Origin of the sequence: Streptomyces coryli (assembly GCF_011044975.1) — a bacterium.
GTDB lineage: Bacteria > Actinomycetota > Actinomycetes > Streptomycetales > Streptomycetaceae > Streptomyces > Streptomyces coryli.
In genome coordinates this window covers 1-10,411 of record NZ_JAAKZV010000263.1, presented here as the reverse complement: position 1 = coordinate 10,411, position 10,411 = coordinate 1, and the positions used below count along the sequence as shown (strand labels likewise).

Here is a 10,411-nt window from a genome sequence, read left to right as displayed (position 1 = left end):
GCCCTCCCCGCCCTTCCACAGCCGGGCCAAGGCGGCGCCGCCGCCCCCGACGGACCCGTCACCCCATGGCGGCCCCCGGTCGAGGACCCCTTCCTCTCCGCCATGCGCAGCACCGCCCGCCCCGGCGGGCTCGGCCGCCGCTTCTTCGCGCGGCTCATCGACGGCGCCGTCGTCTTCGGCCTCGCAGCCGCCGCCGCGGTGCCCTTCGCCGGCAAGGTCACCGACCACATCCAGGACAAGATCGAGGACGCCGAGAACACCGGCCGCACCGTCACCGTCTGGCTGGTCGACGGGACCACCGGGCCGTATCTCGCTCTCATCCTCGGCGTCTATCTCGTCCTCGGCCTGCTCTACGAGGCGCTGCCCGTCTCCACCTGGGGCCGCACGCTCGGCAAGAAGATCTGCGGGATCAAGGTGCTCGACATCGAGGGCCAGGACCCGCCGTCCTTCGGCGCCGCGACCCGGCGCTGGCTGACGTACGGGGTGCTCGGGCTGCTGGGCATCGGTCTCGTCAATGTGCTGTGGTGCCTCTTCGACAAGCCGTGGCGGCAGTGCTGGCACGACAAGGCGGCCCGTACTTACGTGGCCGGGAGCTGATCCGCGACCGGAACGGGCCCGAAATCCCCCGAATGGCTCCGCTCGCGATGCGCGGCGGAGCCTTCCGGGTTCGACTCGTGGCATGAGTACCGATCAGGACGACGACCCGTTCAGCAGCAAGCAGCCGGATCGCTCCCAGCCGCCGCTGAGCGGCTTGCCCTCCGACGGCACCCAGCAGCCCTCCGACCAGCTGCCCCCGCACGGGCACACCCCGGCCGGCGGCGCGACCCCGCCCCCCGGCTCCGGCACCACGAAGTCGGTGTCCGGCACGGGCCCGACCCCGCCGCCGAGCGGTTCGCCCTACGGCACCCCGGAGAGCGGTTCCCCCTACGGCACCCCGGCGGCAGCCGCCACCCCGCCGCCGTCGAGCGGCTCCCCGTACGACACCCCGCCGGCCTCCGGCGGCCCCGACTTCAGTAAGCCGGGCGCGGGCGGCACCGGCTCCCCGTACGACACCACGCCCCCGCCCTCCTACCCGGGTGGCGGTGCCGGCGCCGGCGGCATCGGCGGCTTCGGTGTCGGGCAGTACGCCGAGCCCGACCCGCGGCTGGCCGGCATGCCGCCGCTCGCCAGTCTCGGCAAGCGGCTGGTCGCCCGCATCATCGACTCGATCATCATCGGCCTTCCGATGAGCCTGATCCTGTCGCTGCTGGGCATCGGCTACGACTTCGACGACTCCGGTGCGTACGGCCGCAACTGGGTCGGCGGCTTCCTGACCATCGCCGCGTACTTCGTGTACGAGGGCCTGATGCTCACCAAGGACGGCCAGACCGTCGGCAAGAAGCTGATGAAGATCCGGGTGGCGATGCTCGACAACGGCGCCGTCCCGGCCGGCAACGCCGGCTGGATCCGCGCCGCGGTCTACTCGCTGCCGCAGCTGGTGACCTGCATCGGTACCCTGTTCTGGCTGTACAACGTGCTCTCCGCCTGCTGGGACAAGCCGTTCCGCCAGGCCGTGCACGACAAGATCGCCAAGACCGTGGTGGTCGAGGCACAGCCGACGACGGCGGCAGGACCGGGCGGCGCGTACTAGAGCATCGACCTGGAGCATCGACGGAATCCGGGCTTCAGCACAACGGCAGGCGGCTGATTCAATGGCTCCATGAGCCTGAATCAGCCGCCTGCCTTCGCGTCTACGCCGCCCGATCTCGCGGACATGGCCCCGCTCGCCTCCACCGGGCAGCGCTTCGCGGCCCGGCTGCTCGACAGCCTCGTGCTCGGCGTGCTGTGGTTCCTCGCGCTCACGGTGACCGGCGTGATGGGCACGGCCCTGGAGAACGCCGAGGAGGGCAACCCGTACAGCGACATCCCGGTCGGCCCGACGCTGCTCGCGCTGGTGCTGACCTTCGTCGCCTACTTCCTCTACGAGGGCTTCATGCTCTCCCGCAGCGGCCAGACCCTCGGCAAGAAGGCCGTCGGCATCCGCGTCGCGGTGCTCGCCAACGGCAACATCCCGTCCCGCGAGGGCTGGATCCGCGCCGCCGTCTACGCCTTGCCCGGCGTCGCGCAGATGCTGCTCAACATCGGAACGATCTTCTGGCTGCTGAACTCGCTGTGGTTCCTGTGGGACAAGCCGTACCGCCAGTGCCTGCACGACAAGGCGGCGAAGACCGTGGTCGTACGGGCCTGAGTACGGACCCGATCACGGGCCCGTACCGCGGTCGCGGCACCGGTCGCTAGACCAGCTCGCGGTCCGGCTCGGCGACCCTGCGGCCCTGTGCCGGGACGCGGGCGGTGAGTGGCTCCGCCGTTGGCGCGGCGGTCCGGCGCCGTGGCGATGGTGCCGTGACGGCGACCAGCACGCCGAGGGCCAGCGCGGTCACACAGATCAGTACGATCGCGAAACCCGACCGCGCCTGCGAGAGCAGGATCATCGCGGTCGTGGAGACGAGTACGGTCACCCACCCGTAGGCGAGCTGGGCGAGGGAAGGGCGCGGCACGGACAGCGCGGTGCGCATTGGCGGGCTCCCAGGACGTCGTCTGCAGCCATCAATTCCGTTGGCTCCTCAGGACGGGATGCCCGACGGTGCCTCTCGGTAAGCCTCACCTTACCTACCGTACGGAGCACAAGGGGCGCACGGGCGCGTGGCGTTGGCCACCCTCCTGCCGCATTGACAGCCAACTGCCGTACTCCTATGGCGTGTTCAAGTCAAGTCTGTCTTTTCTCCTCTCACTCCGGTCAAATGCAGGCACACAAATAGGCAAGCGTGCCATGCATGCGTGCTAGGGGAGGACAGCGCAGCCGTGAGATTCCAACGGAGGAGCACCAGACCCGCCGCCCTTGCCGCCGTCGCAGCCGCCGCCCTCACGGCGGCCGTGCTGCCGGTGGTGCAGGCCTCGGCGGACGACGGTGAGGCCCTCGACCGCCGCGATCCGGCGCGAGTGGCTGATAGTCGGGGTGCCGGCGACCACGATCTGGACGGGCCGTTCAGCAAGGAGCAGCGGGCGCGGCAGCAGGCCGCCATGAAGCGGCTGGTCAGCGGCGACGCCGAGGCGTCCACGCTGCAGCGCGGCGGCTCGAAGGTGATGAAGCTCGACGACGGCAAGTACGTGGAGCTGGAGCGGGAGAAGACCGACAAGATCTTCACCGTGCTGGTCGAGTTCGGCGACAAGGTCGACGACACGACCATGTACGACCCGGACGGCGACGGCCCGAAGCCGCCCGTAAAGAAATACGGCGGCGACCCGGGTCCGGCCCATAACCAGATAGCCGAGCCGGACCGTGCGGTGAACAACTCCACGGCCTGGCAAAAGGACTTCAACCGGCAGCACTTCCAGGACCTGTACTTCAGCAAGGACAAGAAGAAGCAGTCCGTCGCCAAGTACTACGAGAAGCAGTCCTCCGGCCGTTACTCCGTCGAGGGCGAGGTCTCCGACTGGGTCAAGGTCGACTGGAACGAGGCCCGTTACGGCTCCAACTACTGCGGCTCCACCAACTGCACCAACGCCTGGGACATGGTCAAGGACGGCGTCAACAGGTGGGCCGAGGACCAGAAGGCGGCCGGCAAGACGGACGCCGAGATCAAGGAGCAGCTCTCCCAGTACGACCAGTGGGACCGCTACGACTTCGACGCCGACGGCAACTTCAATGAGTCCGACGGCTACATCGACCACTTCCAGGTCGTGCACGCCGGCGAGGACGAGTCCGCCGGCGGCGGCGCGCAGGGCACCAACGCGATCTGGGCGCACCGCTGGTATGCCTACGGCACCGAGGCGGGCAACACCGGCCCGCCCGAGAACAAGGCCGGCGGCACCCAGATCGGCTCCACCGGAATCTGGGTCGGCGACTACACCGCCCAGCCCGAGAACGGCGGCCTCGGCGTCTTCGCCCACGAATACGGCCACGACCTCGGCCTCCCGGACCTCTACGACACCTCCGGCGGCGGCGAGAACTCCACCGCCTTCTGGTCCCTGATGTCCTCCGGCTCCTGGCTCGGCGAGGGCAAGGAGTCCATCGGCGACCTGCCCGGCGATATGACCGCCTGGGACAAACTGCAGCTCGGCTGGCTCGACTTCGACAAGGCCAAGGCGGCGACCGCGTCCAAGCACAAGCTGGGCGTGGCCGAGTACCAGACCAAGAACCCGCAGGCCCTGGTCGTAGAACTGCCGAAGAAGCCGGTGACGACCACGATCGCCAAGCCCACCGAGGGCAGCAAGCAGTGGTGGTCGGGCATGGGCGACAACCTCTCCAACACCCTGACGCGGACGGTCGATCTGACCGGCAAGTCGAAGGCGTCCCTCTCCCTCAAGGGCTGGTGGGACATCGAGGAGAACTACGACTACCTCTATACCGAGGCCTCGACGGACGACGGCGCCACCTGGACCCCGCTCGACGGCACCGCGAACGGCAAGGCCATCCCGCGCGACGGCGGCGACAAGCCGGCGCTGACCGGGACGAACGGCGCGTACCAGGATCTGGTCTTCCCGATGGACGCCTACGCGGGCAAGTCGGTGCAGCTGCGCTTCCGCTACCTCACCGACGGCGGGGTGGCGCAGAAGGGCTTCGCGGCCGACGAGCTGAAGATCACGGCCGACGGCGCGGAGCTCTTCGCGGACGGCGCCGAGGGCGACGACAACGGCTGGACCACCAAGGGCTTCTCCCGCATCGGCGAGTCCTTCACCAAGGACTACGAGCAGTACTACATCGCCGAGAACCGCCAGTACGTGTCGTACGACAAGACCCTGAAGGTCGGCCCGTACAACTTCGGCTGGGCGACGGACAAGCCCGACTGGGTGGAGCACTTCCCGTACCAGAACGGCCTGGCCGTCTGGCTCTGGGACACCTCGCAGCCGGACAACAACACCTCCGTCCACCCGGGCACCGGGCTGGTGCTGCCAGTCGACGCGCACCCGAAGGCGGAGAAGTGGTCCGACGGCAAGGTGATGCGCAACCGCATCCAGGCCTACGACTCGACCTTCAGCCGCTACCGGACCGACGGCTTCACGCTGCACAGCAACGGGGTGCCGACGAAGATCGCCGGCAAGGCCGGGGTCCCGGTCTTCGACGACCGTAAGGGGTCGTACTGGGACGAAACCAACCCGACCGGGAGCGTGAAGGTGCCGGACACGAACACGAAGATCTCGATCGTGGACGAGCCCTACACCGGCGAAACGATCACTGTTCGGGTCGGCCCGTCTACTAGGTGAGGTAGAACGCCGCAGGTCAGATGCGAATCGGCCGTCGCCCTCTAGCGGGCGGCGGCCGGTCGCGTTTAGATGGCGCTTATGTGTTGCTGACAGCAGATCTAGCGACAGGTCTATTGATCGACATCTCACGGGGGTGAGTGGATTGGCCGGCGGAGGATACGCGCTGCTGCCCGACGGCAGCGTCGTGGTCGCCGTGACCCTGCCAGATCCGCAGGTCAGGGTGCTGGTGCGAGCGGTGAACAGACCGCGCGCGCTGACCCGCCTGCGCAATCTCGGGCTGCGCTCCGTCTATCTGCGGGGGAACGTCGAGCCGCCGACGCCGGACGAGATATCCGCGGTGCTGTACCACCCCGAGGGGGTGGTGTGGCGGGCGCGCCTCGACGACGACACCGAGTCGTGGCACCCGATCTCCGCGCTGCCGCGGCCGCGGGCCCGGGCGTCGTAGGTCGCGTACGGGGGTCTCAGGCGCTCAGACGATCGGCTTGCCCGTCAGCTCCACGCCCGCGTCGCGCATCTCCTCCAGCGCCCGCTGGGTGGTCTCCTCGGCCACGCCGGCGGTGAGGTCGAGCAGCACCTGGGTGGTGAAGCCGAGCCGGGCGGAGTCCAGGGCGGTCATCCGTACGCAGTGGTCCGTGGCGATGCCGACGATGTCCACCTCGGTCACGTCTCTGGCGCGCAGCCAGTCCGCGAGCGGGACGCCGTTCTCGTCCATGCCCTCGAAGCCGCTGTACGCGGCCGTGTACGCGCCCTTGTCGAAGACCGCGTCGATGGCGCCGGAGGCGACGACCGGGGCGAAATTCGGGTGGAACCCGACGCCCTCGGTGCCGGCTACGCAGTGCCGGGGCCAGCTGGATACGTAGTCCGGGCGCTCGGCGAAGTGGTCGCCCGGCTCGATGTGGTGGTCGCGGGTGGCCACGACGTGCTGATAGCCCGCGGTGGTCTGGCCGACCAGGTCGGTGATGGCCGCGGCGACGTCGGCGCCGCCGGAGACGGCCAGGCTGCCGCCTTCACAGAAGTCGTTCTGCACATCAACAACGATCAGTGCGCGATGCATGATCCTTCGTCCTTAGGTTGTCGGATCGATAGGCCGTGGGGATTCCAAGTGGCTTGCCCGCGCCGCGTGTTGCCTCTCGGCGACTACCCCCGTTGTCTCCCCGCTGGGTGCGGTTCGTACCCATCAGATGTATTCGGTGGGAAGCACCGGCTCCCCGCGCGACAGCTGCGTCGCGGACAGCGGCAGTCCGCCGCGGGCCTCGACGTGCCGGTCACGCGCCGCCTCCAGCGGCTCGCGGCCGACGACGGCCCCGTCCCGTACCAGCGGAACGAGCATCTGCCGGCCCGACAGGCCGGACGGCGGGTCGCCCGAGCCGATGACCTCCGCCTCCGCGACGCCGTCCTCGTCCAGCCTCCGCACCGCCCACTTGCGGCCGCCGACCGACGACTTCCCGCCCATCGACTTCTTCGCCACCGGCACCAGCGGCGCGTCGGAGCCGTCGTCGGAGCCGGACCTGGCCACCAGCTTGTAGACCATCGAGCAGGTCGGATGCCCGCTTCCCGTGACCAGCTGGGTGCCCACGCCGTACGCGTCCACCGGCGCCGCGGCGAGCGAGGCGATCGCGTACTCGTCCAGATCGCTCGTCACCACGATCTTGGTGTCCCGCGCCCCCAGCTCGTCCAGCTGCTGCCGCACCCGGTGCGCCATCAGCAGCAGGTCCCCGGAGTCCAGCCGCACCGCGCCGAGGCCCGGTCCGGCCACCTCCACCGCCGTCTGCACGGCCTTCGTCACGTCGTACGTGTCGACCAGCAGCGTCGTCCCGGCGCCCATCGACTCCACCTGCGCCTGAAAGGCGGCCCGCTCGCTGTCGTGCAGCAGCGTGAAGGCGTGCGCGGCCGTGCCCGCGGTCGGGATCCCGTACCGGAAGCCGGCCGCCAGGTCGGAGGTGGTGTGGAAGCCGCCCACATACGCCGCCCGCGCCGCCGCCACCGCCGACAGCTCGTGGGTACGGCGCGCGCCCATCTCGATCAGCGGCCGCCCGCCCGCCGCCACCGCCATCCGCGAGGCCGCCGCCGCGATCGCGGAATCGTGGTTCATGATCGACAGGATCACCGTCTCCAGCAGCACGCACTCCGCGAAGCTGCCCTCCACCCGCAGGATCGGCGAGCCGGGGAAGTAGACCTCGCCCTCCGGGTAGCCCCAGATGTCGCCGCCGAAGCGATACCCGGACAGCCACTCCAGCGTCGGCTCGTCGACGATCTTCCGCTCCCGCAGGAAGCCGAGCACCCGCTCGTCGAAGGTGAAGGACTCGATCGCGTCCAGCACCCGCCCGGTGCCCGCCACCACGCCGTACCGCCGCCCCTCGGGCAGCCGCCGGGTGAAGACCTCGAAGACCGAGCGCCGGTGCGCGGTGCCGGCGCGCAGCGCCGCCTGCACCATGGTCAGCTCGTACTGGTCGGTGAAGAGCGCCGTGGACGGAACCGTCACCGGCAGCTTGAGATCGTCCATGGCGGCGATGCTACTCCCGTACTCGTCAGAGTGACGATTTCGGGGGCGGCAGGCCGCGGCATCCGAGTGGCACCGGAGTCGCTGTGACGGGCCCCACAGTGGCAGCATGGGGTGTGTGAGTGTCGCCCCGACGGAGATCGAGCAACCCGAGACCATCGAGTCGGAGTCGCCAGCGGCGGTTCCGGAGCCCGACGTGCCGTGGGTGACCCTCGTGCACAACGACCCGGTCAACCTCATGAGCTACGTGACCTACGTATTCCAGGCGTACTTCGGCTATTCGAAGGACAAGGCCCGCAAGCTGATGATGGATGTGCACACGAAGGGCCGCGCGGTGGTTTCCAGCGGTACCCGCGAAGAGATGGAGCGCGACGTGCAGGCGATGCACGGCTACGGCCTGTGGGCGACCCTGACCCAGGACGTCTGATGGCGGGACACTTCGAGGCCGTCCCGGGCGGGGGCGCGGCGATCGCGCTGGACGAGGTGGAGATCTCGATCCTGCGCAGCCTCGCCGTGCAGCTGCTGGAGCTGATCGGCCCCGGCGACCAGCCGGCCGACGGCGCCGTGGACCCGCTCGACGCGCTCTTCGCCGAGGGGCCGAGCGAGGCGCCCGCGGACCCGGCGCTGGCGCGGCTGTTCCCGGACGCGTACGGGGAGCCGGGCAAGGCACCCGACCACCAGCAGCAGGAGTACGCCTCCGAGTTCCGCCGCTTCACCGAGAACGACCTGCGGGCCGGCAAGCGCGAGAACGTCCTGTCGATGGTCAGGGCGCTCGACTCGCTCACCGCGCAGGGCGAGGGCATGGCGGTCCTCAAGCTCACCCCGGACGAGGCCAGGCAGTGGCTCGGCGCCCTGAACGACCTGCGCCTCGCCATCGGCACCCGCCTGGACATCCAGCGGGACGAGGACGGCGAGGAGCTCTACCGCCTCCCGGACTCCGACGACCGCAAGCCGATGGTGATGGCGTACCTGTGGTTGGGCGGTCTGCAGGAGACGCTCGTTGAGACGCTGATGCCGTAGTTCCTCAACGGAACCTCATGTCCGGATAACGAACGCCCAAAATCTGCTCGCGGTATGACTCGGTAGACCCTTATGCCCATTTTTCGGTGTGGCGTGGGTTACATAAGGGGCACTTTGTGCGTGGTAAACCTTCCGCACTCGCTGACAGCGGCGTCGGCGTGGCAGGCACCACGAGGAAAGGGCGCGACACACATGACCACCCCCAACGTCCCGGAGGCGGCAGCCGCTGACGCCCCGGAAGAGGGCTACGAGCGCGGGCTCGGCAGCCGTCAGGTGCAGATGATCGCCATCGGCGGCGCGATCGGCGTCGGGCTCTTCCTGGGCGCCGGCAAGAACATCGAGAAGGCCGGCACCAGCCTCATCCTGATGTACGCCCTCGCGGGCGTGGTCATCTTCTTCATCATGCGAGCGCTCGGCGAGCTGCTCCTCTACCGCCCGGTCTCGGGCTCCTTCGCGGAGTACGCCCGCGAGTTCCTCGGCCCGTTCTTCGGCTACGTGACCGGGTGGACGTACTGGCTGATGTGGGCCGTCACCGGCATGACCGAGCTGACGGCCGCGGCGATCTACATCAACTTCTGGTTCCCCTCGATCCCGCAGTGGATCAGCGCGCTCGCCTTCCTGGTGCTGCTCTTCGGCGTCAACCTGATCTCCGTGAAGATCTTCGGTGAGCTGGAGTTCTGGTTCTCGATGGTCAAGGTGACGGCCATCATCGGCATGATCGTCATCGGCATCGGCGTGCTGACGCTGGGCTTCTCGCAGGCCGGCGACACTGCGGCGGTGTCCAACCTGTGGTCGCACGACGGCATTTTCCCGAACGGCATCGGCTCCAGCCTGATGACGCTGCAGGGCGTGATGTTCGCGTACCTCGCGGTCGAGCTGGTGGGTGTGACGGCCGGCGAGTCGGAGAACCCGGAGAAGACCCTCCCGAAGGCGATCAACACCCTTCCGTGGCGCATCATCGTCTTCTACGTCGGCTCGCTGATCGTGATCCTCTCGGTCGTGAAGTGGACCGAGTTCAGCGACGGCGTCAGCCCGTTCGTGGCGGCCTTCGGCAAGATCGGCATCCCGCTGGCCGCCGGCATCGTGAACTTCGTGGTGCTCACCGCGGCCCTGTCCTCCTGCAACTCGGGCATGTACTCCACCGGCCGCATGCTGCGCGACCTGGCGGCCAACTCCGAGGCGCCGAAGGTCTTCGGCAAGCTCAGCGGGCGCAAGGTCCCGGCGGCCGGCATCGCGGTGTCGGTGGTCGTGATGTCGATCGGCGTGGTGCTGAACTACCTGGTGCCGGAGAAGGCCTTCGGATACGTCATGTCGGTCGCCACCGCGGCGGGCATCTGGACCTGGGCGATGATCCTCATCAGCCACATCCGCTACCGGTCCAAGGTGGTCAAGGGCCTGCTCCCCGCCTCCTCCTTCCCGGCGCCGGGCGGGACGGTGTGCAGCTGGATCGCGCTGGCCTTCCTCGCCTTCGTGACGGTGCTGACGGCGATCGACCCGGACGGGCGGATTTCGCTCTACGTGGGTGTCGGCTGGGCCGTGCTGCTGACGATCGGCTGGTTCGCCGCCAAGCGGGCCAGCCTGGCGGCTGAGCCGCAGGCGGAGTACGCGGGGGCGACCACGCGCTGAAATGCCATAGCTCGCCTCGGG

At 69.1% G+C, this 10,411-nt stretch carries 11 protein-coding genes; 8 read left to right on the top strand and 3 right to left on the bottom strand.

Translation table 11 applies throughout. The features are described from left to right. The 3 genes from G5C51_RS35355 to G5C51_RS35345 form a co-directional block, all read left to right on the top strand. A partial coding sequence (locus tag G5C51_RS35355) for an RDD family protein (RefSeq protein ID WP_165243822.1) occupies nt 1–597 on the top strand: 597 nt, incomplete at its 5' end. Nucleotides 598–679: 82 nt separating this feature from the next. Further along, a complete protein-coding gene (locus G5C51_RS35350) occupies nt 680–1,630 on the top strand; it encodes an RDD family protein (RefSeq protein ID WP_165243820.1) in 951 nt (316 codons plus the stop codon). Between the two features lie 69 nt (nt 1,631–1,699). Further along, the gene (locus G5C51_RS35345) at nt 1,700–2,227 is read left to right on the top strand and encodes an RDD family protein (protein ID WP_240930141.1); all 528 of its coding nucleotides are present in this window, start codon (nt 1,700–1,702) and stop codon (nt 2,225–2,227) included. Nucleotides 2,228–2,273: 46 nt separating this feature from the next. Here G5C51_RS35345 and G5C51_RS35340 read toward each other — a convergent pair whose 3' ends face one another. Further along, nucleotides 2,274–2,555: a hypothetical protein gene (locus tag G5C51_RS35340; protein WP_165243805.1), complete on the bottom strand. Its 282-nt coding sequence runs from the start codon at nt 2,553–2,555 to the stop codon at nt 2,274–2,276. A gap of 286 nt (nt 2,556–2,841) precedes the next feature. Between G5C51_RS35340 and G5C51_RS35335 the strand changes: the two genes are divergently transcribed. Continuing rightward, on the top strand, nt 2,842–5,244 hold the full coding sequence (locus G5C51_RS35335; protein ID WP_165243819.1) for an immune inhibitor A domain-containing protein: 2,403 nt from the start codon (nt 2,842–2,844) through the stop codon (nt 5,242–5,244). 142 nt (nt 5,245–5,386) lie between these two features. After that, on the top strand, nt 5,387–5,689 hold the full coding sequence (locus tag G5C51_RS35330; RefSeq protein ID WP_165243817.1) for a hypothetical protein: 303 nt from the start codon (nt 5,387–5,389) through the stop codon (nt 5,687–5,689). Nucleotides 5,690–5,713: 24 nt separating this feature from the next. On the opposite strand, the gene G5C51_RS35325 is transcribed toward G5C51_RS35330, so the two are convergent. Together G5C51_RS35325 and G5C51_RS35320 are read right to left on the bottom strand one after the other, a co-directional pair. Beyond that, entirely contained in the window at nt 5,714–6,298 is a 585-nt protein-coding gene (locus G5C51_RS35325; RefSeq protein ID WP_165243815.1) for a nicotinamidase, read from the bottom strand. A gap of 123 nt (nt 6,299–6,421) precedes the next feature. Next, nucleotides 6,422–7,747 (bottom strand): nicotinate phosphoribosyltransferase, encoded by a 1,326-nt coding sequence (locus G5C51_RS35320; protein ID WP_165243813.1) that lies wholly within the window; start codon nt 7,745–7,747, stop codon nt 6,422–6,424. Nucleotides 7,748–7,853: 106 nt separating this feature from the next. Between G5C51_RS35320 and clpS the strand changes: the two genes are divergently transcribed. From clpS to G5C51_RS35305, 3 genes are all read left to right on the top strand, one after another. Beyond that, nucleotides 7,854–8,171 carry an ATP-dependent Clp protease adapter ClpS gene (gene clpS, locus G5C51_RS35315; RefSeq protein WP_165243811.1) on the top strand — a complete coding sequence of 106 codons (318 nt, stop codon included), beginning with the start codon at nt 7,854–7,856 and terminating at the stop codon, nt 8,169–8,171. Then, nucleotides 8,171–8,764 carry a DUF2017 domain-containing protein gene (locus G5C51_RS35310; protein WP_165243809.1) on the top strand — a complete coding sequence of 198 codons (594 nt, stop codon included), beginning with the start codon at nt 8,171–8,173 and terminating at the stop codon, nt 8,762–8,764. Before clpS ends, G5C51_RS35310 begins: the two co-directional genes overlap by 1 nt. A gap of 192 nt (nt 8,765–8,956) precedes the next feature. Continuing rightward, a complete protein-coding gene (locus G5C51_RS35305) occupies nt 8,957–10,390 on the top strand; it encodes an amino acid permease (protein WP_165243807.1) in 1,434 nt (477 codons plus the stop codon). Nucleotides 10,391–10,411 lie beyond the last annotated feature (21 nt).

Excerpts from the sequence above, each read along its gene's own strand:
- G5C51_RS35350 (WP_165243820.1), top strand. The coding sequence starts at position 680 with ATGAGTACCGATCAGGACGACGACCCGTTCAGCAGCAAGCAGCCGGAT.
- G5C51_RS35345 (WP_240930141.1), top strand. The coding sequence starts at position 1,700 with ATGAGCCTGAATCAGCCGCCTGCCTTCGCGTCTACGCCGCCCGATCTC.
- G5C51_RS35340 (WP_165243805.1), bottom strand. The coding sequence starts at position 2,555 with ATGCGCACCGCGCTGTCCGTGCCGCGCCCTTCCCTCGCCCAGCTCGCC.
- G5C51_RS35325 (WP_165243815.1), bottom strand. The coding sequence starts at position 6,298 with ATGCATCGCGCACTGATCGTTGTTGATGTGCAGAACGACTTCTGTGAA.
- G5C51_RS35320 (WP_165243813.1), bottom strand. The coding sequence starts at position 7,747 with ATGGACGATCTCAAGCTGCCGGTGACGGTTCCGTCCACGGCGCTCTTC.
- clpS (WP_165243811.1), top strand. The coding sequence starts at position 7,854 with ATGGGGTGTGTGAGTGTCGCCCCGACGGAGATCGAGCAACCCGAGACC.
- G5C51_RS35310 (WP_165243809.1), top strand. The coding sequence starts at position 8,171 with ATGGCGGGACACTTCGAGGCCGTCCCGGGCGGGGGCGCGGCGATCGCG.
- G5C51_RS35305 (WP_165243807.1), top strand. The coding sequence starts at position 8,957 with ATGACCACCCCCAACGTCCCGGAGGCGGCAGCCGCTGACGCCCCGGAA.